General features: G+C 45.1%; 22 protein-coding genes. 15 read left to right on the plus strand and 7 right to left on the minus strand.

What is annotated here, in order from left to right; genetic code table 11:
- Positions 1-17: 17 nt before the first annotated feature.
- The gene (rraA, locus tag AB6E51_RS10890; RefSeq protein WP_017061152.1) at positions 18-536 is read left to right on the plus strand and encodes a ribonuclease E activity regulator RraA; all 519 of its coding nucleotides are present in this window, start codon (positions 18-20) and stop codon (positions 534-536) included.
- Between the two features lie 116 nt (positions 537-652).
- Here rraA and zapB read toward each other — a convergent pair whose 3' ends face one another.
- Positions 653-895: a cell division protein ZapB gene (gene zapB, locus AB6E51_RS10895; protein WP_008219652.1), complete on the minus strand. Its 243-nt coding sequence runs from the start codon at positions 893-895 to the stop codon at positions 653-655.
- 324 nt (positions 896-1,219) lie between these two features.
- Here zapB and glpX point away from each other — a divergent pair, with 324 nt between their 5' ends.
- The 3 genes from glpX (at position 1,220) to AB6E51_RS10910 (ending at position 3,516) form a co-directional block, all read left to right on the plus strand.
- Positions 1,220-2,227, plus strand: coding sequence for a class II fructose-bisphosphatase (gene glpX, locus AB6E51_RS10900; RefSeq protein WP_017061153.1), 1,008 nt, complete (start codon positions 1,220-1,222; stop codon positions 2,225-2,227).
- A gap of 198 nt (positions 2,228-2,425) precedes the next feature.
- Positions 2,426-3,046: a metalloregulator ArsR/SmtB family transcription factor gene (locus tag AB6E51_RS10905; protein ID WP_017063674.1), complete on the plus strand. Its 621-nt coding sequence runs from the start codon at positions 2,426-2,428 to the stop codon at positions 3,044-3,046.
- Positions 3,047-3,168: 122 nt separating this feature from the next.
- Complete coding sequence (locus AB6E51_RS10910; protein WP_017061155.1) at positions 3,169-3,516, plus strand: DUF3135 domain-containing protein; 348 nt, start codon at positions 3,169-3,171, stop codon at positions 3,514-3,516.
- Between the two features lie 61 nt (positions 3,517-3,577).
- Here the strand turns inward: AB6E51_RS10910 and AB6E51_RS10915 are convergent, their stop codons facing one another.
- A complete protein-coding gene (locus tag AB6E51_RS10915; protein WP_017063673.1) occupies positions 3,578-4,006 on the minus strand; it encodes a DUF805 domain-containing protein in 429 nt (142 codons plus the stop codon).
- A gap of 45 nt (positions 4,007-4,051) precedes the next feature.
- Positions 4,052-4,399, minus strand: coding sequence for a 5-carboxymethyl-2-hydroxymuconate Delta-isomerase (locus tag AB6E51_RS10920; RefSeq protein WP_017061157.1), 348 nt, complete (start codon positions 4,397-4,399; stop codon positions 4,052-4,054).
- A gap of 249 nt (positions 4,400-4,648) precedes the next feature.
- Here AB6E51_RS10920 and tpiA point away from each other — a divergent pair, with 249 nt between their 5' ends.
- On the plus strand, positions 4,649-5,419 hold the full coding sequence (tpiA, locus tag AB6E51_RS10925) for a triose-phosphate isomerase (protein WP_017061158.1): 771 nt from the start codon (positions 4,649-4,651) through the stop codon (positions 5,417-5,419).
- Between the two features lie 149 nt (positions 5,420-5,568).
- On the opposite strand, the gene pfkA is transcribed toward tpiA, so the two are convergent.
- The 3 genes from pfkA to AB6E51_RS10940 all read right to left on the minus strand — a co-directional run bounded on the left by pfkA (position 5,569) and on the right by AB6E51_RS10940 (position 8,431).
- Complete coding sequence (gene pfkA / locus AB6E51_RS10930) at positions 5,569-6,531, minus strand: 6-phosphofructokinase (protein ID WP_017061160.1); 963 nt, start codon at positions 6,529-6,531, stop codon at positions 5,569-5,571.
- A 317-nt stretch (positions 6,532-6,848) separates the two neighbouring features.
- Entirely contained in the window at positions 6,849-7,757 is a 909-nt protein-coding gene (gene fieF, locus AB6E51_RS10935) for a CDF family cation-efflux transporter FieF (RefSeq protein WP_050649603.1), read from the minus strand.
- A 164-nt stretch (positions 7,758-7,921) separates the two neighbouring features.
- Positions 7,922-8,431 carry a CpxP family protein gene (locus AB6E51_RS10940; RefSeq protein WP_372057594.1) on the minus strand — a complete coding sequence of 170 codons (510 nt, stop codon included), beginning with the start codon at positions 8,429-8,431 and terminating at the stop codon, positions 7,922-7,924.
- A gap of 178 nt (positions 8,432-8,609) precedes the next feature.
- Between AB6E51_RS10940 and AB6E51_RS10945 the strand changes: the two genes are divergently transcribed.
- The 4 genes from AB6E51_RS10945 (at position 8,610) to trmL (ending at position 11,935) form a co-directional block, all read left to right on the plus strand.
- Positions 8,610-9,299 (plus strand): response regulator, encoded by a 690-nt coding sequence (locus AB6E51_RS10945; RefSeq protein ID WP_017066566.1) that lies wholly within the window; start codon positions 8,610-8,612, stop codon positions 9,297-9,299.
- A complete protein-coding gene (cpxA, locus tag AB6E51_RS10950; protein ID WP_017068848.1) occupies positions 9,299-10,678 on the plus strand; it encodes an envelope stress sensor histidine kinase CpxA in 1,380 nt (459 codons plus the stop codon). Before AB6E51_RS10945 ends, cpxA begins: the two co-directional genes overlap by 1 nt.
- A gap of 76 nt (positions 10,679-10,754) precedes the next feature.
- Entirely contained in the window at positions 10,755-11,372 is a 618-nt protein-coding gene (locus AB6E51_RS10955; protein WP_102429024.1) for a superoxide dismutase, read from the plus strand.
- Between the two features lie 83 nt (positions 11,373-11,455).
- Positions 11,456-11,935 carry a tRNA (uridine(34)/cytosine(34)/5-carboxymethylaminomethyluridine(34)-2'-O)-methyltransferase TrmL gene (trmL, locus tag AB6E51_RS10960; RefSeq protein WP_009844716.1) on the plus strand — a complete coding sequence of 160 codons (480 nt, stop codon included), beginning with the start codon at positions 11,456-11,458 and terminating at the stop codon, positions 11,933-11,935.
- Positions 11,936-12,096: 161 nt separating this feature from the next.
- On the opposite strand, the gene AB6E51_RS10965 is transcribed toward trmL, so the two are convergent.
- Positions 12,097-12,621: an FxsA family protein gene (locus tag AB6E51_RS10965; protein ID WP_012604974.1), complete on the minus strand. Its 525-nt coding sequence runs from the start codon at positions 12,619-12,621 to the stop codon at positions 12,097-12,099.
- Positions 12,622-12,905: 284 nt separating this feature from the next.
- Between AB6E51_RS10965 and aspA the strand changes: the two genes are divergently transcribed.
- The 6 genes from aspA (at position 12,906) to AB6E51_RS10995 (ending at position 21,970) form a co-directional block, all read left to right on the plus strand.
- Positions 12,906-14,357: an aspartate ammonia-lyase gene (gene aspA, locus AB6E51_RS10970; protein ID WP_019821539.1), complete on the plus strand. Its 1,452-nt coding sequence runs from the start codon at positions 12,906-12,908 to the stop codon at positions 14,355-14,357.
- Between the two features lie 180 nt (positions 14,358-14,537).
- Positions 14,538-15,845, plus strand: a complete 1,308-nt coding sequence (locus tag AB6E51_RS10975; RefSeq protein ID WP_114634080.1) for an anaerobic C4-dicarboxylate transporter — start codon at positions 14,538-14,540, stop codon at positions 15,843-15,845.
- A 510-nt stretch (positions 15,846-16,355) separates the two neighbouring features.
- Entirely contained in the window at positions 16,356-17,804 is a 1,449-nt protein-coding gene (locus AB6E51_RS10980) for a YfcC family protein (RefSeq protein WP_017068849.1), read from the plus strand.
- A gap of 805 nt (positions 17,805-18,609) precedes the next feature.
- Positions 18,610-19,833 (plus strand): arginine deiminase, encoded by a 1,224-nt coding sequence (arcA, locus tag AB6E51_RS10985; RefSeq protein ID WP_017062724.1) that lies wholly within the window; start codon positions 18,610-18,612, stop codon positions 19,831-19,833.
- A gap of 73 nt (positions 19,834-19,906) precedes the next feature.
- Positions 19,907-20,818: a carbamate kinase gene (gene arcC / locus AB6E51_RS10990; RefSeq protein WP_372057593.1), complete on the plus strand. Its 912-nt coding sequence runs from the start codon at positions 19,907-19,909 to the stop codon at positions 20,816-20,818.
- A gap of 141 nt (positions 20,819-20,959) precedes the next feature.
- On the plus strand, positions 20,960-21,970 hold the full coding sequence (locus AB6E51_RS10995) for an ornithine carbamoyltransferase (protein WP_017062722.1): 1,011 nt from the start codon (positions 20,960-20,962) through the stop codon (positions 21,968-21,970).
- Positions 21,971-22,310 lie beyond the last annotated feature (340 nt).

The raw sequence follows: 22,310 nt of genomic DNA on the forward strand, positions 1-22,310 counted from the left end.
GTTCAAAAGGTATACTAATGGAATACAACACTTCAGCACTGTGCGACATATATTTGGATCAAGTTGATGTCGTGGAGCCAATGTTCAGCAACTTCGGTGGACGTGCATCCTTCGCAGGACAGATCACTACATTAAAGTGTTTTGAAGACAACGCTTTGATTCGCTCTGTACTAGAGCAAGACGGTCTGGGGCGTGTGTTGTTAATCGATGGGGGCGGCTCACTACGTAAAGCGCTGATCGATGCTGAGATAGCCCTACTTGCCGAAGACAATGAGTGGGAAGGGATTGTGGTTTACGGGTGCGTTCGTGAAGTCGATGAGCTTGAAGACATGAACCTAGGTATCCAAGCCTTGGCTTCTATCCCTGTTGGTGCGAGCCAAGAAGGTGTCGGTGAATTAGACGTTCCAGTGAACTTTGGCAGCGTGACCTTCTTACCTGAAGATTACCTCTACGCAGACAACACTGGCATCATTCTTTCTGCCGAACCTCTAGATGTAGAACTCGATTTGGATGTCGAGGAAGAAGACGTCGAGTAACTCTCACTCAGCTTCAAATAATAAAACAAATCATAAGAACACAAACAAATCATAAGAACACAAACAAAAACGCCCGCTACTGAGTAGCGGGCGTTTTTTTAAATCTGAAGAGTCGATTACTCTACTTCATCCATTTTACCAAGAAGGTTACGGATGCGATCTTGCCATGCTGAATGCTCTTCCTGCATTTGCTGAGTTTTTTGCTCTAGCTCGTGACGGCTTGCTTTAAGCTCACCAGCTTCTGTTGCTAGTGCTTGTTTCTCTTCTTTAAGCTCTTCCACTTCCATTTGAAGAAGTGCAATTGTATCTACTGCTGTTTGAATTTTTGCTTCTAGCTGCTCTAGTACTTCAAAAGACATTCTGGCCTACCTTTAAGTTATCCGTTTGATGGTGAAGGTTCACTCCACTTATTTCCCCATTCTACTCAGCAGAGCAAGGATAAACACTCAATATATTCGATATTTTGCGCCATTCGATGAAAAAAACAGCGCTTTTTACCGAATATTGACGTGAACGATTACCGCCACAACGGCAAACCGATTATTTTGATGAATAATAACTGTTTTCCACTGCGAATTGATCGAGAGCAATCTCCAAAAAACAAAAAGGCAAACGTTTCCTTTTGGATATGGTAAAATTCGCCGCGAAATTTCTATTCCCCCTTTGAAAATTTTGGAGTCCGCATGAAACGCGATTTAGCAATGTCATTCTCTCGTGTCACAGAAGGTGCAGCACTAGCTGGTTACAAGTGGCTTGGCCGTGGCGATAAAAACGCTGCAGATGGCGCTGCTGTAGAAGTAATGCGTAGCCTATTAAACAAAACCGAAATTAGCGGTGAGATTGTTATCGGCGAAGGTGAAATCGATGATGCACCTATGCTATACATCGGCGAAAACGTAGGTGTGGGCGGCGACGCTGTCGACATCGCAGTTGACCCAATTGAAGGGACACGCATGACAGCAATGGGCCAATCAAATGCATTGGCTGTATTGGCTGCGGGCGAAAAAGGCAGCTTCCTTAAAGCGCCTGATATGTACATGGAAAAGTTGGTTGTTGGCCCTGGCGCTAAAGGCGTGATTGACCTAGAACTGCCACTAACAGAAAACCTAGAAAACATCGCTAAAGCACTAGGTAAAACACTTGATACTCTAGTCGTAACCACGCTTGCTAAGCCTCGTCATGATCAAGTCATCGCCGACATGCAAGCAATGGGCGTTCGTGTATTTGCTGTGCCAGACGGTGATGTTGCGGCTTCTATCTTAACCTGTATGCCAGACAGTGAAGTAGACGTCATGTACTGCATCGGCGGCGCACCTGAAGGTGTGGTCTCGGCGGCGGTAATTCGCGCACTCGACGGCGACATGCACGGTCGTCTTCTACCTCGCCACGAAGTGAAAGGCGACACAGAAGAGAACCGCAAGCACGGTGAACTTGAACTTGAGCGCTGCGCAGAAATGGGCGTAACGGCGGGTATCGTATTGAAGATGGAAGACATGGCACGCAGCGACAACGTTGTATTCTCAGCAACAGGCATCACTAAGGGTGACTTGCTAGAAGGTATTTCTCGTCAAGGTAATATCGCAACCACAGAAACCCTGCTTATCCGTGGCCGCTGCCGTACAATTCGCCGCATCAAATCTATCCACTACCTAGAGCGTAAAGATCCAGAAGTAGTAGGTCATATCCTGTAAGCCTAAATTCGGTGAAACAGAATATTCCAAGGCTGATACCTAGTATCAGCCTTTTGTTTTATTAGCGCACCAGAATCTGACCATGGCAGCCAATAGAGTAAAACGCTATCTATAGAGTAAATTATCATCAATATAGTAAATGGTTTGCTTTATAAACACCTTGCCTCATAATAGTAAGGTTCATTAGGTAGGGATAGTATGAAAACAAGCGACAGAATCTTACAGACCATTAAGCGTCAAGGCGCGGTAACCGCGAAACAACTGTCAGAAGAATTTGGCATGACGACAATGGGGGCAAGGCAACATCTGCAAAGCCTGGAAGATGACGGTATTCTTGCGTTTCATGATGTGAAAGTGAAAGTGGGTCGCCCGACTCGCCACTGGTCCCTGACTCAACAAGGTCATAACCAATTTTCAGACCGACATGGTGAACTCACCATTCAAGTGATTGATGCTGTCGAGAATCTATTTGGTAAAGAAGGGCTGGCTAAGGTTGCTGCCGAGCGTGAACAACACACTCTTAAGCAGTATCAAACTGCGCTGTCTGGCTGTGATTCACTCATCAGCAAGCTTAAAAAACTCACCCAGCTTCGTGAAGACGAAGGCTACATGGCTGAGCTTCAAGAGCATGATGATCACTACATCTTAATTGAGAACCACTGCCCTATCTGTAAGGCTGCAACTCGCTGCCCTAGCCTGTGCCAATCTGAGCTCAACGTGTTTACTGAGTTACTAAAAGATGAGTGTCACGTGAGCCGTACAGAGCACATCATTGCTGGCGAACGACGCTGCACTTACACCTTAACACCCGCCCTTTGATTGCAAAGGTAATCGGCTAATACCGTCTCAATATTGAGAAAATACAAATAGATTAAAATTTGTACAGATTTCTTTCTTAAGCTTAGAGCATATGAAACACGCTTAATGCTAAGGAAGGAATGATGGCGCATCCACAACCCGCTCAAAAACTGCCACCCTTTGATGAACTTGTCCAACTCGCGAAAAGCGACCCGAAAGCATTCAATCAATTCAAACACGAGATGTGCGAACAGATGATTTGTTCGGCTTCAGACGTGATGCAAGACCGACTTCGTGCGCAGCAAAGTCACATCGACTTAGTGGTTAGCCGTTGTAAAAACCCACACCACGCCAATGTCGTACTCATGCAAGAGCTGCGCTGTCAGGTCTGTAAGTTCCAAGATGCACTCGAAGGGCGCTGCGGCTTTGAAGAATCTCTGCCTGAAAATGTCGTGCCTTTTAAGCCGAATACCGAACCTAAAATGTACTGAAATTAGCAAAGCACTAAAAAGAAAAAGGGAGCGTAATGCCCCCTTCTTATTGGTTCGCTGTTCAATATTTACATGGGTCTTCGCCGTAGTCATTACGGCCTTCTGTACCTTTCAACAAACCACACTCAATCAGAATCCAGAAACCACACACTAATGCCGCGACGGTTGCCGCCATATGAATTGGCGATACCGGCTCTGTCGTCGTTGCAACCATTGGCGAAGCTAAACGACCCAATACTAATGGCACATTCAATAGTAGCCAGTAATTAGACTTATTGCGGTCGTGCCAGCGCTTAGCGGTTACCGCAAGGTCTGGGATCACAAGCATCAATAGGATGATTGGTAGCAGGATATAAGAGTAAGCAGGGAACAACACAGAGATACCTGAAGCAAAACCGGTAATCGCTATGTAGTAGAAAACATTCCAAATCCAGTAAGTCTTACGACCAATTCTCCCCTTGAAAGAGAGCAGTAATTCTTTCATCGACATCTTAAATACTCAAATTTATACGCCGCTAAAAGTCAGCAGCAATGGTTAGTTTATTACTTTTTGAAAGCAACTTTTATCCATATCACGAATATTCACCGTTAAGCTTCTTACATGACTTGCTTGTTCTTGCAGGATCTGCATTAACGATCGTGACAATTCTCGCTTTTGCTCTTCCGTTCGTCCCGAAAGTAACTCAAAGCTGATATGAATAAAGTCTACACTATCTTCCTCATCACCGACCAACCAATTATGGCAACGCAGTGAACGAGATTTCACTGATGGCACATCAAACAAGCCACATGTGAGAGCGACTTGGTGGAGATCTTCCAGTAAGCCTTGGATATTTACTCGCTCATCCACTGAATTGGAGTACTCTAGAACTAGATTCGGCATTGTTACTTCCTGTTGTTAACGCAATCGTTTGTCCCTTAATAACAACTAACGATGAAAAATCCGAGAAGTTAGCTATTATTCTGTCTGCCGGATCACTGATATATGCTCAAAATCTACTCTGACCATTGAGTAAGATCCAAGAAAGTCATGACCACAGTCATGATCTGTTGATATTAATCTGTTATATTATTTCGTAATAAAGTTTACTTTTTTACATTCGATTTATTTAAATACTTTGGAGATATTCCTATGCGTCATCCTGTAGTTATGGGTAACTGGAAACTAAACGGCAGCAAAGAAATGGTTGTTGATCTACTAAACGGTCTTAACGCTGAACTTGAAGGCGTAACAGGCGTAGACGTAGCAGTTGCTCCACCAGCACTTTTCGTTGATCTTGCTGAGCGTACGCTTACTGAAGCGGGCAGCGCGATCATCCTAGGTGCTCAAAACTCTGACCTAAACAACAGCGGTGCATTCACTGGCGACATGTCTCCAGCAATGCTTAAAGAGTTCGGCGCATCTCACATCATCATCGGTCACTCTGAGCGTCGTGAATACCACAACGAATCAGATGAGTTCGTAGCTAAGAAATTCGCATTCCTAAAAGAGAACGGCCTAACTCCAGTTCTTTGTATCGGTGAATCTGAAGCACAAAACGAAGCAGGCGAAACTGTTGCAGTATGTGCTCGTCAACTTGACGCTGTTATCAACACTCAAGGTGTTGAAGCTCTTGAAGGCGCTATCATCGCTTACGAACCAATCTGGGCTATCGGTACTGGTAAAGCAGCTACAGCTGAAGATGCACAACGCATCCACGCTCAAATCCGTGCACACATCGCAGAGAAATCTGAAGAAGTTGCTAAGAAAGTTGTTATCCAATACGGCGGTTCTGTTAAGCCAGAAAACGCAGCAGCTTACTTCGCACAACCAGACATCGACGGTGCTCTAGTTGGCGGCGCAGCTCTAGACGCGAAAAGCTTCGCAGCTATCGCTAAAGCAGCAGCTGAAGCAAAAGCTTAATTTAAACCTCACCGTTTAGATTAGATGAAAGGTCAACTTAGGTTGGCCTTTTTTATTACCTGTCGTTTCTGAAACCCAAACGGCAGGCACAAAAAAACCGCTGAATAATCAGCGGTTTTTAAATTCTTTAAGAGAACGCTAAGCGTGGCTTAGAACAACTCTTCTGCAACGCGGAACAGCTCAGAACGGTCTGGGTTCTGCATGTTCTCGATACAATCGATGATGTCGTGGTGAACAAGTTCTTCTTTCTCGATACCCACACAACGACCACCGTGACCTTCTTGAAGAAGGTGAACAGCGTAGTTACCCATGCGAGAAGCCAATACACGGTCAAATGCAGTAGGACGACCACCACGTTGGATGTGACCAAGAACCGTTGCACGAGTTTCACGACCTGTTGAAGATTCAATCTCTTTAGCCAGTTCGTTAGCATCCATCATTAGCTCAGTTAGAGCGATGATTGCGTGCTTCTTACCTTTCGCAATGCCATCTTGGATGTTGCTGATAAGCTGTTCTTTATCTAGGCCAGTCTCTGGAGTAATGATGTACTCACAACCACCCGCGATTGCTGACATAAGCGTAAGATCACCACAGTGACGGCCCATGATTTCAACAATAGAAATACGTTGGTGAGAAGAAGACGTGTCACGTAGACGGTCAATTGAATCAATAACAGTGTTAAGCGCTGTTAGGTAACCGATTGTGTAGTCAGTACCCGCGATATCGTTATCGATTGTGCCTGGAAGACCGATACATGGGTAACCCATTTCAGTCAGCTTCTTAGCACCCATGTAAGAACCGTCACCACCGATAACAACAAGTGCTTCGATACCGTGCTTCTTAAGGTTCTCAATGCCTTTCTCACGAACAGCAACGTCTTTAAATTCAGGGAAACGTGCAGAACCTAAGAAAGTACCACCACGGTTGATCACGTCAGATACGCTTGAACGGTCAAGCTTTTCGATACGGTCTTCAACAAGGCCTTGGTAGCCATCGTAAATACCGTAAACTTCAATGCCAACTGATAACGCAGTACGAACAACGCCGCGAACTGCTGCGTTCATACCTGGAGCGTCACCACCACTGGTCAAAACACCGATCTTCTTAATCATGCTCACCCTCGATTTTTGGGAATCTATTATTCAATTCTTGTTCTTGCTGATTGTATATCAACAAGATTTTAAATCTATATTTGTGCGTTATGTTACATTTCCTCAACAGGAATAGCACTCAAATCGCGTAAAATTATGTAACATTTCTACTTCTGTAAGAGTATTACAGTTTTACTCAATAACTTTGTTGATTCACATCAGAATCAACATTAATTGTTACTAAGGTGGTTTTTGAATCACCTAACAGTTAATAATTTTTACTCACTTTAGTTCAAAAGCCACTCACTTACCATTTGCCCGCTGATTTTTAGCACGCATTACCACGAGTGGAATTTCTGCTGCTTCTCTGGTCCAAATACGACCGAATACGGGTCTTGGTGAATTAATACATCAGCATCAGGGAACACGGAGATAAGCTTAGCCTCTACTTCGTCAGAAATGCGATGCGCTTCAATAAGTGGGATATTATCTTCCAATTCTAGATGCAGTTGGATGAAGCGTATTGGCCCCGAGCGACGCGTTCGTAATTGATGCACACCCAACACGCCTTCCACGCTCAATGATGTCTCTTTAATCTGTTTCAGCTCATCATCTGGCAGCTTATGATCAAGCAGAGACTGAACCGCTTCCATCGCCATTTGATAAGCGCTGTACAGAATGTAGATACCGATACCGACCGCGAATACTGAGTCCGCCTGACCAATCCCAAACCAGCTCAATGCCAGTGCCAGCATAATCGCGGCGTTCATATAAAGGTCTGATTGATAGTGCAATGAATCGGCTGCAATAGCTTGGCTACCCGTTTTGTTGACCACATGTTTTTGGAAGCGAACCAGACCAAAGGTCATCACTATCGCGAACAGGCTGACGTAGATACCAATTTCTGGAGAGTTCAGTTCATGAGGTCGGAAGAAGCGCTCAATACCATTGAGAATAAGGAAACATGCAGAGCCTGAAATAAACATTGCCTGCGCTAATGCAGCGAGAGATTCAGCCTTACCATGACCAAAGGTGTGCTCTTTGTCGGCAGGCTGCAGAGAGTAACGAACCACGATAAGGTTAACGACAGAGGCCGCGATATCCAGCATTGAATCCACGACGGAAGCCAACAGACTCACGGAACCTGTCACCCACCAAGCTGCGACTTTCACTATCAATAAAATAGTGGCGATGGTGGTGGCTGCCCAAGCGGCGAGCGTAACTAAACGTGCGTATTCTTGTTTCATAACTTGGCTATAAAGTGACTGATAGCACAAAGTATAACCTGCAAACAACCAATTGAATATGACAGCTATGATGTAAAACATTCATTTTTAAGGATCAAAAAAAGCGGCACTCGGCCGCTTCTTTCTAAACACTTTCATTCAACGCTGATTTTTCAAGCAATGAATTACTTGTCTTTGTTCATGCGTTTTCCCATTTTGTCAGCACACTTAGTCATGCGCTCTTGTTGGATATCTTTCAGTTGAGTCTTTTGCTCAGCCGTTAGTACGCTCATCATTTGGTGTTGCTTCTTAAGCATTGCTACGCGACGCTCAGTTTGCTTCTCAACCATTTGGCTTGCTAGGTCGTTTGCTGCTGCTTCGTCAAAGTTGTCAGCAAGTACCAATGCTTGAACCTTTTCGTGATGCGCTTTCATTTGCGCCATTTTTGCCGTTTTGTTTGCACCGCGCTTTGCTTTCATCTCAGCACGGTCTGCTTCACGCATCTCTTTTAACTGTTCTTTTTGAGCGTCGGTTAGGTCTAGTTGGCGCATTACTTTTTTATCGAAACCGCCACACTTGTCGTGCATACCTTTGTGGTCACCTTTATCACCACCACCGTAAGCATACGCGCTTGCTGTACCAAAAATAAGTGGAAGTGCCGCAGCTGCTAGTACAAGTTTCTTAGTCATTTTCATAATTGTTGCCTCAATTCGGTATAATAAGTCATGTGTTGCGTCTGTTTCTCAGCGCTTGAATATAGATTAGTCTTTCCCTCGTAAAGTGACGTTTAGAAAGCGTAAAGAATCGTAAAGAGTGAAAGTTGACGAATAATTAGCAGTATTATTAACCTAACTAAATGATTAAGGCTTCCCAATGGCGAACATTCTTCTTATTGATGACGACACAGAGTTAACCAGCTTACTTAAAGACATTTTGAGCTTTGAGGGCTTCACTGTCTCCGAAGCCAATGATGGCTATGCCGGGCTTGAAGCGATCAATGATGAGATTGATCTGGTCCTTTTGGATGTGATGATGCCGCGCCTTAATGGCATGGAAACGCTAAAAAAGCTGAGGGAAAATTGGGAAACGCCGGTACTAATGCTGACCGCAAAAGGCGAAGAGATCGACCGTGTGATTGGTCTTGAACTTGGCGCGGATGATTACCTGCCTAAACCTTTCAGTGACCGAGAGTTGTTAGCTCGTATTCGAGCTATCTTGCGTCGTACTCAAACCAACACCGCACCTAAGGCGGCCAGTGATAGAGTTCAATATCAAGACATCGAAGTCTTCCCGGGCAAACAAGAAGCCTACTGCAATGGGGAGCTCATCGACCTCACCACAACCGAGTTCGCCCTACTGAGTCACCTTATCCAAAACCCAGGGCAAGTGATCACCAAAGAAGCATTGAGTTTGGATGTGCTGGGTAAAAGGCTCGCAGCGTTTGACCGCGCGATAGACATGCACATCTCTAATCTACGTAAGAAGATTCCTGAGCGCACTGACGGCAAATCACGTATCAAAACCTTACGAGGCCGTGGCTACTTATTGGTAGAGGAAGATTAATGCGTATACCTAAAATCACCAGCTTATATGGACGTATCTTTGCTATCTTTTGGTTCACCATGTTACTGGTGCTTTTGTCGGTGCTGTCACTTCCCCATTTAGACCCTCGAGTCGCGCGAGATGTGCCCGCAGATCACCTCGATAAACTCGAGCGTATCGCTAAAATCACAGAGAAACGCTACGCCAAAGAACCTAATCTGGGCAAGATTGTCTTCCAACTGGAGGCGCCACGCAGCCGCAAGGATTCTAGAGCTCGCATCTACCTGACCGATCTTGAGGGCGCAGTCCTTACCTCGAAAAGGCATTCAGACTATAAGCTAAAGGCGATTCGTAACTTTGTTACCTCGATTGATAACCCTGAGATACCGAAGCAAAAACTCTACGGACACTACATGGTCGCAGGGCCAGTGCCAATTACTCTCGCTGGTGAAGAGTTGCTGATGTATGCCGGAGTGAAGTGGAACCAACCACCGCCATTCTTACTGCGCCTGTTTGATAGACCTCTGCAGCTATTGCTTGCCGTGATGTTGGCGAGTACCCCGCTATTACTTTGGTTAGCTTGGGCACTGAGTCAACCCGCTCGCAGGCTAGAACGCGCGGCACAACGCGTGGCGAAAGGTCAATTCGAGGTCGATCCAACACTCGAAAAAGGTACTTCAGAGTTCAGACAAGCTGGTGAAAGCTTTAACCAGATGGTAGAAGCGGTAAACCAGATGATTTCGGGGCAACAACGCCTGCTCTCTGATATCTCACACGAGCTCCGCTCGCCACTGACACGTCTTCGCATGGCCAATGCACTGGCGATTCGTAAACAAGGCGAGAGCCAAGAGTTAGAACGCATTGATACCGAAGCACAGCGTTTGGAACAGATGATCAGTGAGCTGCTGACGCTATCTCGTATGCAGGTCGACAGCCATATTACTCGTGAGGTTCAGCCTATCTCGAGCCTATGGGAAGAGATCTTAAAAGACGCAGAGTTTGAAGCCGAACAGATGGGCAAACAACTGACGTTCTCGGAGATCCCAGAACGCTCTATTTCGGGGAACCCTAAACTGCTGATGAGTGCGCTAGACAACATTACACGCAATGCCATCTACTACGGTAAAGACCAAGTGGATGTACAGTTCCATGTGGTTCAAGATCAGCTAACAATTTGCGTCAATGATAATGGTGATGGTGTTCCAGAGGATGAACTCGATTCTATCTTCAGACCTTTTTACCGTGTCTCAACAGCGCGTGACAGAAACTCTGGCGGCACAGGGCTTGGATTAACCATTACTGAAAGTGCGATTCGCCAACACAGCGGAACCATCACCGCAACCCGCAGCCAGCTCGGTGGATTACAACTCGAAATCACCCTGCCTATCTTACCGGTGTAATACCCCCACAAAGATCACAGTTGATAATGATTGTTATTATCATTATGGTAAATCCTCTAATTAAGGAGGATTTACCATGTCGCACACTTTCCCTGCTTTACCCTACGCTTACGATGCCCTAGAGCCTTACATTGACGCTAAGACAATGGAAGTGCATTACAACAAGCACCATAGAACCTACTACGATAAGTTTGTTGCGGCAGTGTCTGGCAGCGAGCTAGAACAGCAATCTCTGACCGAGATCTTTGCCAACATATCTCAGCACAGCCCTGCCGTGCGTAACAATGGCGGCGGCTACTACAATCACATCTTGTATTGGAATTGCATGTCGCAAGACGGTGGTGGTGAACCTACGGGCGAGCTTGGTGAGGCTATCAAGAGTACCTTCGGTGATTTCGAGACATTCCAAGATCAGTTCGCCCAAGCGGCGATCAATACCTTTGGCTCCGGCTTTGCTTGGCTAGTGGTAGAGCAAGGGCAACTGAAGATCATCTCAACCTCGAACCAAGATAATCCGTGGATGGATACCGTGGCGAGTGATGGCGAACCGATTCTCGCGCTCGATGTTTGGGAACACGCCTACTACATCAGCTACCAAAACCGTCGTCCTGATTACATCAATGCATGGTGGAATGTGGTGAATTGGAATGCCGTATCTGAAAACTACGCGCAAGCACTAACGAACCAAGCGTAAGCGAATGGTGACGGTGGCGAACTGTACTCACTCAGCTTGCCACCGTATACTCGGGCTATCTTTGATTACTCTTGTGAACCAACATGTTTGATATCGCTCTATACGAACCAGAAATTGCACCCAATACGGGTAACATCATCCGCCTATGTGCTAACTGCGGCGCAAATCTGCACCTGATTGAACCGCTTGGCTTTGATTTTGAAGAGAAGAAGGTTCGTCGTGCTGGCTTGGATTACCACGACCTTGCGCGAGTTAAGCGTCACAAGAACCTAGAAGCTTTCCTTGAGTATCTAGAGAATGAACGTGAGGGTGATTTCCGCATCTTTGCTTGCACCACAAAAACGACAGGCCACCACGTTGATGCGAAATTCCAACAAGGCGATGTGCTGATGTTTGGCCCTGAGACTCGCGGCCTGCCTGCTGAGTTCATTGAAAGCATGCCAATGGAACAACGCATTCGTATTCCAATGATGCCAGACGCGCGCAGCCTCAACCTGTCTAACGCAGTGGCAATCATTGCTTTTGAAGCATGGCGACAAATGGGTTTTGAAGGCGCGGTATAACCGAACACTCAAGCTTATCTTTTATCTGTTATCGATAGTAAACAGTAAGTAACAGCTAGCGACAGACAATAAAAAAGGCTCTTACCATTATCACTTTCTTGCGAAGGATAAAGGTAAGAGCCTTTTCTGTTTTCCCTCTATATAAAGAGAGAAAAAATTAATTAGTTTAAGCGGTTACGATCGTTGTCGTCGTCTTTCTTCTCAAACTCACCTTCAAAGGTGTTGCCGTCTTTTGATTGGTCAGATGGATCGCGATTGAATGGGTCTTGTCCAAATGGGCTCTGGCCAAAACCAGCTTGCCCACCGGCATGGAAACCGCCAGACATGTTGGTCACCACCATTTTTTCCATCATTTTCTTGGCAATCATCGCTCTTGGTGCTGGCAATAATACCAACATACCGAGTGCGTCCGTCATAAAACCCGGAGTCAGTAGCAATACACCGGCAACTGCAAGCATCACGCCTTCAAGAATCTGTTGTGCTGGCATTTCGCCTTGTTGCAAACGACCTTGCACAGACATAAGTGTCTGAATGCCTTGGCTACGAACCAGCGATGCACCCACAAATGCAGTGATCAAAACCAACGCAATAGTTGGCCACAATCCTAAGAAGCCACCAACTTGAATAAATAGCCCAATCTCAATGATGGGTACGAAGATAAATAGTAATAATAAGATAGGAAACACACGCCCTCCTTTGTTACTTGCAGTTTACGCTGAAAGCCCTAACAATCTCAAATTTATCCTGTAAATAAGCGTGTTTATTGACCAAGAATAACTTTGCAAAATATTGACGAAACAAAACCGAAAAAGGTGATCCACTTAATATTTTTATGCGCTAAGTACAGTATCATGTGCCACATAAGTCAGGACGGATTTATCAGCCCAATATTCTAGCGAACGGAGTATTTGCACACAGAATAGGCTAATAACTAACTATATAATCAGAATAATTCTCTAAGGATCCTGTTATGGCTACTCAATCAGAAGCTCAAGTTGAAGCTCCTCAAGCTACTCGTCTCGAAGAAGATCTATTAGGTCAACGTCATGTTCCGGCTGATGCTTACTACGGCATCCACACTCTACGCGCAGTTGAAAACTTCAACATCTCAAATGTAACGATCTCAGATGTACCTGAATTCGTTCGCGGTATGGTGATGACTAAGAAAGCAGCGGCTTTAGCAAACAAAGAGTTAGGTGTAATTCCAAGCGAAGTGGCTAAATACATCATCCAAGCTTGTGACCTAATTCTAGACACGGGTAAGTGCATGGATCAGTTCCCATCGGACGTTTTCCAAGGTGGTGCTGGTACTTCTGTAAACATGAACGCAAACGAAGTTGTTGCGAACGTGGCTCTTGAACTTATGGGCAAAGAAAAAGGCCAATACGAGTTCATCAACCCGAACGACCATGTAAACCGCAGCCAATCTACAAACTGTGCTTACCCAACTGGCTTCCGTATCTCTGTTTACAACAGCGTTCGTAAACTGATTGATGCGATCGAATACCTAAAAGGTGCATTCGAGCTTAAGAGCCAAGAATTCAACACGATTTTGAAGATGGGTCGTACTCAGCTTCAAGACGCAGTTCCAATGACGGTTGGCCAAGAGTTCCACGCTTGGGCTGTAACCATCAATGAAGAAATCAAAAACCTAGAATACACTTCAAAACTACTGCTTGAAGTAAACCTAGGCGCAACGGCTATCGGTACAGGTCTGAACGCAGCACCGGGTTACCAAGGCCTAGCAGTGAAACACCTAGCAGAAGTAACAGGCCTAGAGTGTGTAGCGGCTGAAGATTTAATCGAAGCAACGTCTGACTGTGGCGCATACGTAATGACGCACGGCGCACTTAAGCGTCTAGCAGTTAAGCTATCTAAGATCTGTAACGACTTGCGTCTACTTTCTTCAGGTCCACGTACTGGTTTGAACGAGCTAAACCTACCTGAACTGCAAGCAGGTTCTTCAATCATGCCTGCTAAAGTAAACCCAGTTGTACCTGAAGTAGTAAACCAAGTTTGCTTCAAAGTTCTAGGTAACGACAACACGGTTTCTTTCGCTGCGGAAGGTGGTCAACTTCAACTGAACGTAATGGAACCTGTTATTGCACAAAGCATGTTTGAGTCTCTAGACATCCTAACAAACGCTTGTGTGAACCTACGCGACAAGTGTGTAGACGGCATTACGGTGAACAAAGAAGTATGTGAATCACACGTATTTAACTCTATCGGTATCGTCACTTACCTAAACCCATACATTGGCCACCACGAGGGTGACATTGTTGGTAAGATCTGTGCTGAGACAGGTAAGAGCGTTCGTGATGTGGTTCTAGAGCGCGGTTTATTAACCGAAGAAGAACTTGATGACATTTTCTCTGTTGAAAATTTGATGCATCCTCAGTATAAAGCGAAGCGCTACGAATAAAGTTAGCGAGAAAGGGTTCCAAACGGAGCCCTTTTTTAGGCTCCAATACGGTTAACCATGATTATTTTGTGGATTTCCGTTGGTTGCGCTTTTGCCAAATTGAATCTAAACCATAGAACTATTATGTGAACATTCCAGCGGCGAATGTTCACATAATAAAATCTAAATGAGGTGTTACTTATGATTGCAGTAGAACTGTTTGTCGTCCTGCTCTTTATCTTTTTGGGGGCCAGAATTGGCGGTATCGGTATTGGTTTTGCCGGTGGTGCTGGTGTTATTGCCCTTTCATTAATTCTTGGTGTTCCAACAAGCCAATCTTTTATCCCGGTCGATGTAATTTTGATCATCATGTCGGTTATCACCGCAATTGCAGCAATGCAGGTTGCTGGCGGTATGGACTGGTTGGTACAAATTGCCGAAAACTTTTTGCGTAAACACCCTGAACGCATCACCTTTTACGCGCCGATTGTGACCTTTGTAATGACATTAATGGCGGGTACTGGTCACACAGCATTCTCTACGCTTCCTGTTATTGCAGAAGTAGCGAAAGGCCAAGGTGTTCGTCCTTCTCGTCCACTGTCTATCGCAGTTGTCGCTTCTCAAATTGCTATCACAGCTTCGCCAATCTCGGCTGCAGTTGTGGCTTTCGCAGCAATGTTGGCACCATTTGGTGTTGATTACCTAACGCTATTGATGGTTTGTATCCCAACAACCTTCATCGCTTGTATGGTTGGTGCGGTTGTTGCTAACTACATGGGTAGCGAATTGAAAGACGATCCTGTTTATCAAGAACGTCTAGAGAAAGGTCTAATCAAGCTAGCAACAGAAGAGAAACGCGAAATTCTACCTACAGCGAAGAAAGCAACGTACATCTTCCTAGCTGCAATTGGTTTCGTGGTTTGTTACGCAGCGGCTATCTCTAGCTCTGTTGGCCTAATTGAAAACCCGGCGCTAGGTCGTAACGAAGCGATCATGTCTGTAATGCTGGCAGCAGCAGCGGCTATCGTGATGTTCACTAAGATTGATGCAGCGAAGATTTCTTCAGCACCAACGTTCCGTTCTGGTATGACGGCATGTGTATGTGTACTTGGTGTGGCTTGGTTAGGTTCAACGTTTGTAAACGCACACGTTGCTGAAATCAAAGACGTAGCAGGCGCTCTACTGGCTGACTACCCGTGGATGCTAGCTCTTGTTCTGTTCTTCGCTTCTATGCTGCTTTATTCTCAAGGTGCAACAACGGTTGCACTGATGCCTGCCGCTCTAGCGATTGGCGTAGCACCACTAACAGCCGTGGCTTCTTTTGCTGCGGTAAGTGCACTGTTCGTACTTCCAACTTACCCTACGCTACTGGCAGCGGTTGAGATGGATGACACAGGTTCAACGCGTATTGGTAAGTACGTATTTAACCACCCATTCTTCATTCCTGGTGTGGCAACAATCAGTACAGCGGTAGCACTCGGCTTCGCATTCGGCGGTCTGTTTATCTAACACTCGCTGAAAAACCAAACCTAAAAGGAAGCTTCGGCTTCCTTTTTTCTTTTCTGCACAATGTGTTTATTTGATACGCATCAAATAACCATTATAAACTTTAAAAACCGCCTAAAAATAAAGTTTGAATAAAATTCCAAGATTATTCTGCCTAATCATAAACAACACCTACCAAATCAATCTCCTTCCACTTCCAGTTAATCCACAACGAATATTAATCCAAGCTAACTAACCAAAAAACCTTGACGATTTTCTGCCATTTTTTAGCCCTTTTATTAGCCATTATTTTTGTGAACAGCACCAAACTTAAATACCGGAGTAAGGAATAAAATAACCGCAGCTAAATTAAATCTAACTTCATTTGGATTAGTAAATATAAAAACAACCTTAATTTAAAGTCAGCAACTTTATATCGTTGAGTGCTTTATAAGTGTCCGTGTATTTACAATCTATAAATCATTAGTCGCTAATTCACATCACTTCTATTTAAGATGATGTAAGGAGATAGCCATGACAACTCAAACGATACCAAGCGAGAAAAAAAAGGGCGGCTTCTTTGCCAACTTTAAATTCCCTTCTGCCTACACCATTCTATTTATTCTGATTGCGTTCGTCGCACTGCTTACCTGGATTGTTCCAGCAGGCCAATACGACCGTGCAATGAATGAAGAGCTAGGCCGAGAAGTACCCGTAACCGGAACCTATCAAGCGGTAGAAGGTAACCCTCAAGGCGTGATTGATGTACTGCTCGCGCCTATTGACGGCTTCTATGACCACAATAGCTATGAAGCGGCGGCTATCGACGTTTCGCTGTTCATCTTAATCATTGGTGGCTTCTTAGGGCTAGTAACCAAAACGGGTGCCATTGATGCCGGTATCGAGCGCGTCACCGCCCGCTTAGAAGGGCGAGAAGAGTTGATGATACCAATACTGATGGCGCTATTTGCCGCAGGTGGTACCGTCTACGGCATGGCGGAAGAATCACTGCCCTTCTATACATTGCTAGTGCCGGTAATGATGGCAGCTCGCTTTGACCCTCTTGTTGCCGCTGCGACCGTACTGCTTGGTGCAGGTATTGGGGTGCTGGGTTCAACGATTAACCCATTCGCAACCGTGATCGCTGCCAACGCCTCTGGTATTCCATTTACAGACGGTATCGTGTTGCGCATTGCGATGTTGATTATTGGTTGGGGTATTTGTGTTGTCTACGTAATGCGTTACGCAAGAATGGTTCAAGCCGATCCAACAACATCAATTGTCTACGACAAATACGAAGAGAACAAAGCGCACTTCTTAGGTAATGCGAGCGGCGAAAAACTTGAATTCACCGCGACTCGCAAACTGATTCTGACCATTTTTGGTGGCTCGTTCGCTGTAATGATTTATGGTGTATCCGTTGCTGGATGGTGGATGGCTGAGATCTCAGCGATGTTCTTAGCAGCAACCATCATCGTTGGTATTGTGGCTCGCATGAGCGAAGAAGAGTTTACCACCAGCTTCATTGATGGTGCCCGCGACCTACTTGGCGTTGCGCTCATCATAGGTATTGCACGTGGTATCGTAGTGGTGATGGACCGCGGTATGATCACCGATACCATTCTCTTCTCAGCAGAACAGATGGTAACGGGGCTTTCTTCGGTTATCTTCATTAACGTGATGTTCTTCTTAGAGATTCTACTGTCGTTCTTAGTGCCATCGACCTCTGGCTTAGCGGTACTGACCATGCCAATCATGGCACCACTGGCCGACTTTGCTGGCGTAGGTCGTGACTTGGTTATCACTGCGTACCAATCTGCATCTGGCTTGGTGAACCTAATCACCCCAACCTCCGCGGTGGTGATGGGTGGTTTGGCGATTGCTCGTGTCCCTTACGTGCGCTGGGTTAAATGGGTGATGCCACTAGTCGGTATATTGATGGTGTTCTGCATTGTTGTACTGAGTATTGGTGCGCTGATCTAACTAACAGCACTTCACTCCTTTCTCATCCAAAGCCGCTTCTCACAGCGGCTTTTTTATTGTTCCCTCTCAATGTAACCCTCTGCCACTGAAACAGCTCCTCAAAGCCATACACGCGATATTCAAGGTTCTTCTGTTCGTAGCCAAGCTCAACTAAACTCAAAGCACTCGCAATAGAAGAATCAATCCTACTTTTAAACATCTAATTTTCTTGATGAAATAACACTCTATTTTCAACCATGATGTTTAAACAAATAGTTAGTCACTTATTAGCGTTAATTATATTTAAAGTAATTAATAGCCTAATAAACAGACGAGGATTAATGCCCTTTTCTATCAAAAAACACACTTAAACAGCCGATTTTAAAATGTGATCGCAACAGCTTTATTCGCATTTACTTTGTTAATAAACAATTAATTCCACATCCAAAATTAAATATCTAAATAAAAACACTGCATACTTCCAAGCTAAGTACACTCTTATCAATAAAACTATTCTGCATATAATCCCTCGTAAATTAGATTCTAGTAAGTTTCGTCAAAAAAGCGTGCATAAAGTTCCCTAACTGCTAACTATTTAGAATGTATTATTCATAACTGAAAGTGCATAAAGTTTGTTAAAACCCTTAATTTTAAAGGGCTGCGGGATAAAAAACGATTTGTGATAGATCTCTAAGAATACCTGACTAGCAGGCGTAATATTAATTCCAGACAAGAGATATGAATAAATAATTCATTCTTCTCAACTGAAAATAAATAATTACTCTTAGCGATAAAAGTAATTCAAATATATAAGAGAGAGACGATCATGAGTAAGTTCTATGTAGGTTCTGAAATAGGTCAATTACGCCGCGTTCTAGTTCACCGTCCAAGACGCGCACTGACTCACCTAACACCCTCTAACTGTCACGATTTACTATTTGATGACGTACTGGCTGTTGAACGTGCTGGTAAAGAGCATGACGCATTTACTCAAACGTTGCGTGATCAAGGTGTTGAAGTTCTTCTTCTTACTGACCTACTAGCAGACACGCTAGCAGTGCCAGAAGCGAAAGATTGGCTTTTGAATCATCAAGTTTCTGATTACCGCTTAGGCAAAACCTTTGCTAACGATGTGCGCTGCTACTTGGGCGACTTACCAAACCTAGAACTAGCAAAAATCCTAACGGGTGGTCTGTCTTACGCTGAGATGCCAATGAAATCATCTTCAATGATGCAAGGCATGCACGCACCAACCGACTTCATTATCGAACCGCTACCAAACCACCTATTTACTCGTGACACATCTTGCTGGGTATACGGTGGCGTATCCATCAACCCGATGGCGAAACCTGCTCGTCAACGTGAAACCAACCACGTTCGCGCTATTTACCGCTGGCACCCAACATTTGCTGGCCAAGACTTCATTAAGTACTTCGGCGATGAAGAAAACATCAGCTACGACAACTCAACCATTGAAGGCGGTGACGTTCTTGTAATCGGTCGCGGTACGGTTCTTATCGGTATGTCTGAGCGTACAACAGCACAAGGTGTTGAGCACTTAGCATCTAGCCTATTCAAACACGGTCAAGCGAAACAAGTTATCGCAATGCAGCTACCAAAACACCGCTCTTGCATGCACTTAGACACCGTTATGACGCACATGAACGAAGATACGTTCTCTGTTTACCCTGAAGTGGTGAGTAAAGACGTACAGTGCTGGAACCTAACTGGTGATGAGTCTGGCGCAGTGAAAGTGAAAGAAGAAGGCTACTTCGTAACAGCTATCGAAAAAGCACTTGGCGTAGACAAGCTAAACCTAATCACGACCGGTGGTGACAACTTCCATGCAGAACGTGAGCAGTGGAACGATGCAAACAACGTTCTAACGGTTAAACCTGGCGTTGTGATTGGCTACGAAGGCAACACCTACACCAATGAAAAATACGATAAAGCAGGCATCACAGTTCTTCCTATCCCTGGAGATGAACTTGGCCGCGGTCGCGGTGGCGCACGCTGCATGAGCTGCCCAATTGAGCGTGATGGTATCTAATCACTAAGACGAAAACGGCCAAGTTGAATGATCTTAAATAATCTCAGCTTGGCCAAAATGAGAGAACACAATTATGACTAAGCAAACTGTTGTTGTTGCACTCGGCGGTAATGCCTTACTTCGTCGCGGTGAGCCGTTAGAAGCCGATGTTCAACGCCGTAATATTGAAACAGCGGTTAAAACCATGTCTGAAATCGCGAAAGTGTACAACGTGGTTCTAGTACATGGTAATGGCCCACAAGTTGGTTTACTGGCTCTGCAAGGTTTGGAATACAAAAAAGTAAACCCGTATCCGCTAGATGTATTGGGCAGTGAGACTCAAGGCATGATCGGCTACATGCTGATGCAAGAGTTCAAGAACTATCTACCTAACCGCAACATCTCGTGCATGTTGACCCAAATGACCGTTGATCCAAACGATCCTGCATTCGCCGATCCAACGAAGCCGATTGGCCCGATCTACGAAGAAGCGGAAGCGCGTGAATTGGCGGAGAAATTCCACTGGATCGTCAAACCAGACGGCCAACACTTCCGTCGCGTTGTGCCAAGCCCACGCCCTACTGGCATTGTTGAGCACGAAGCGATCACCCAACTTATCGATGCAGGCCACCTAGTGATTTGTACTGGCGGCGGTGGCATCCCAGTGAAAAAAGAGAACGGCAAATTAGTGGGTGTTGAAGCGGTTATCGACAAAGACATGTCAGCGGCTTTCTTAGCGAAACAACTGGATGCGGATGCACTGCTTATTTTGACCGACGCGGACGCTGTTTACCTTGATTGGGGCAAACCGACTCAACACGCACTGCGCAGCACCACACCAAGTGAACTGGCGAAATTCGAATTTGATGCAGGCTCTATGGGACCAAAAATTGAAGCATCGTGCGAATTCATTCAGCAAGGCGGCAAAGTCGTCGGTATTGGTGCACTCGAAGATGGTTTGCAAATCCTGCAAGGCTTGGCGGGCACCAACATCACCAAAGATTAATCTACTCGCGAGCTTTTCAAACCTTGCGAGAAAACTGAATCACCGTTTGAACTGAAATTAATACACAAAAATTGAATCGCGCTTTCTTGAATTTTCTTTCCCTGTAACAAGAAAGCGCCTAAATCTAAGAAGGAATACATCATGGCTTTTAACCTACGCAATCGTAACTTCCTAAAACTACTAGATTTCACTCCACGCGAAATTCAACACTTATTAGATCTTTCTATGGAGCTAAAAAAAGCGAAGTACAACGGTTACGAACAGCCAACACTAACTGGCAAAAACATTGCGCTTATCTTTGAGAAAACCTCAACTCGTACTCGCTGTGCATTCGAAGTAGCGGCATTCGACCAAGGCGCTCGCGTGTCTTACTTAGGCCCATCTGGCTCTCAAATTGGCCACAAAGAATCAATGAAAGATACCGCTCGCGTTCTTGGCCGTATGTACGATGGCATTGAATACCGCGGCTTCGGTCAAGAGATTGTTGAAGAGCTAGGCGCTTACGCTGGAGTTCCAGTATGGAATGGTCTGACTGACGAATTCCACCCTACACAAATTCTTGCTGACTTCCTAACCATGACGGAATACGGCCGTGGTAAACAACTGCATGAAATCAGCTTTGCTTACCTAGGTGATGCTCGCAACAACATGGGTAACTCTCTGATGGTTGGCGCAGCGAAAATGGGCATGGACATTCGCCTTGTTGCTCCAAAACAGTTCTGGCCACAAGAAGAACTATTGGCTCAGTGTCGTGAAATCGCAGAGCACACAGGTGGCAAAATTACACTGACTGAAGATGTTCAAGAAGGCGTGCAAGGTTGTGACTTCCTGTACACCGACGTTTGGGTATCTATGGGCGAAGCGAAAGAAGCATGGGCTGAGCGTATCAACCTAATGATGCCTTACCAAGTGAACATGGAAATGCTGAAAGCAACGGGTAACCCACATGTGAAATTCATGCACTGTCTGCCAGCTTTCCATGGCGAAGATACCACGGTAGGCAAACAACTTGCGGCTGAATATCCACAGCTAAAAGACGGTGTGGAAGTGACTGATGAGGTAGTTGAGTCTGAATACTCTATCGTGTTCGATGAAGCTGAAAACCGCATGCACACCATCAAAGCAGTAATGGTTGCAACACTAGGCAGTTAATTACCTAAACAGCTAAGAATCGAAACAACTAAGAAGTTAAGCACTCACTTGTTCGCGAGACATTGACAAGTTAAGTGTAATGACAGGGAAATGCGGGCGGCGAACTTGGGATTTAGCCCTTGGATAAAGCCCGCATTTTTTTTCATGTACTTGAGGGCATTATCGCCCCAAAAACCCTGAGATTTTCTGTTTCAACAAGGGCTTAAATCAAAGCAAAATGTAGAGGTTATTTCGCATAAAAATCCATTAAATGAATACTTTACAGAAAGTATTGCATGCCGTTTTTATCTGAGTATAATCCTCCGCAATTTGTCTTAAGAGAGCAAAAAATGAACTGCAA

This window comes from Vibrio sp. 10N.247.311.47, from assembly GCF_041467535.1.
Lineage (GTDB): Bacteria > Pseudomonadota > Gammaproteobacteria > Enterobacterales > Vibrionaceae > Vibrio > Vibrio crassostreae_C.

What these genes read in the sequence shown, in the direction of transcription:
- rraA (WP_017061152.1), top strand. Translation starts at nt 18, where the DNA reads ATGGAATACAACACTTCAGCACTGTGCGACATATATTTGGATCAAGTT.
- zapB (WP_008219652.1), bottom strand. Translation starts at nt 895, where the DNA reads ATGTCTTTTGAAGTACTAGAGCAGCTAGAAGCAAAAATTCAAACAGCA.
- glpX (WP_017061153.1), top strand. Translation starts at nt 1,220, where the DNA reads ATGAAACGCGATTTAGCAATGTCATTCTCTCGTGTCACAGAAGGTGCA.
- AB6E51_RS10905 (WP_017063674.1), top strand. Translation starts at nt 2,426, where the DNA reads ATGAAAACAAGCGACAGAATCTTACAGACCATTAAGCGTCAAGGCGCG.
- AB6E51_RS10910 (WP_017061155.1), top strand. Translation starts at nt 3,169, where the DNA reads ATGGCGCATCCACAACCCGCTCAAAAACTGCCACCCTTTGATGAACTT.
- AB6E51_RS10915 (WP_017063673.1), bottom strand. Translation starts at nt 4,006, where the DNA reads ATGTCGATGAAAGAATTACTGCTCTCTTTCAAGGGGAGAATTGGTCGT.
- AB6E51_RS10920 (WP_017061157.1), bottom strand. Translation starts at nt 4,399, where the DNA reads ATGCCGAATCTAGTTCTAGAGTACTCCAATTCAGTGGATGAGCGAGTA.
- tpiA (WP_017061158.1), top strand. Translation starts at nt 4,649, where the DNA reads ATGCGTCATCCTGTAGTTATGGGTAACTGGAAACTAAACGGCAGCAAA.
- pfkA (WP_017061160.1), bottom strand. Translation starts at nt 6,531, where the DNA reads ATGATTAAGAAGATCGGTGTTTTGACCAGTGGTGGTGACGCTCCAGGT.
- fieF (WP_050649603.1), bottom strand. Translation starts at nt 7,757, where the DNA reads ATGAAACAAGAATACGCACGTTTAGTTACGCTCGCCGCTTGGGCAGCC.
- AB6E51_RS10940 (WP_372057594.1), bottom strand. Translation starts at nt 8,431, where the DNA reads ATGAAAATGACTAAGAAACTTGTACTAGCAGCTGCGGCACTTCCACTT.
- AB6E51_RS10945 (WP_017066566.1), top strand. Translation starts at nt 8,610, where the DNA reads ATGGCGAACATTCTTCTTATTGATGACGACACAGAGTTAACCAGCTTA.
- cpxA (WP_017068848.1), top strand. Translation starts at nt 9,299, where the DNA reads ATGCGTATACCTAAAATCACCAGCTTATATGGACGTATCTTTGCTATC.
- AB6E51_RS10955 (WP_102429024.1), top strand. Translation starts at nt 10,755, where the DNA reads ATGTCGCACACTTTCCCTGCTTTACCCTACGCTTACGATGCCCTAGAG.
- trmL (WP_009844716.1), top strand. Translation starts at nt 11,456, where the DNA reads ATGTTTGATATCGCTCTATACGAACCAGAAATTGCACCCAATACGGGT.
- aspA (WP_019821539.1), top strand. Translation starts at nt 12,906, where the DNA reads ATGGCTACTCAATCAGAAGCTCAAGTTGAAGCTCCTCAAGCTACTCGT.
- AB6E51_RS10975 (WP_114634080.1), top strand. Translation starts at nt 14,538, where the DNA reads ATGATTGCAGTAGAACTGTTTGTCGTCCTGCTCTTTATCTTTTTGGGG.
- AB6E51_RS10980 (WP_017068849.1), top strand. Translation starts at nt 16,356, where the DNA reads ATGACAACTCAAACGATACCAAGCGAGAAAAAAAAGGGCGGCTTCTTT.
- arcA (WP_017062724.1), top strand. Translation starts at nt 18,610, where the DNA reads ATGAGTAAGTTCTATGTAGGTTCTGAAATAGGTCAATTACGCCGCGTT.
- arcC (WP_372057593.1), top strand. Translation starts at nt 19,907, where the DNA reads ATGACTAAGCAAACTGTTGTTGTTGCACTCGGCGGTAATGCCTTACTT.
- AB6E51_RS10995 (WP_017062722.1), top strand. Translation starts at nt 20,960, where the DNA reads ATGGCTTTTAACCTACGCAATCGTAACTTCCTAAAACTACTAGATTTC.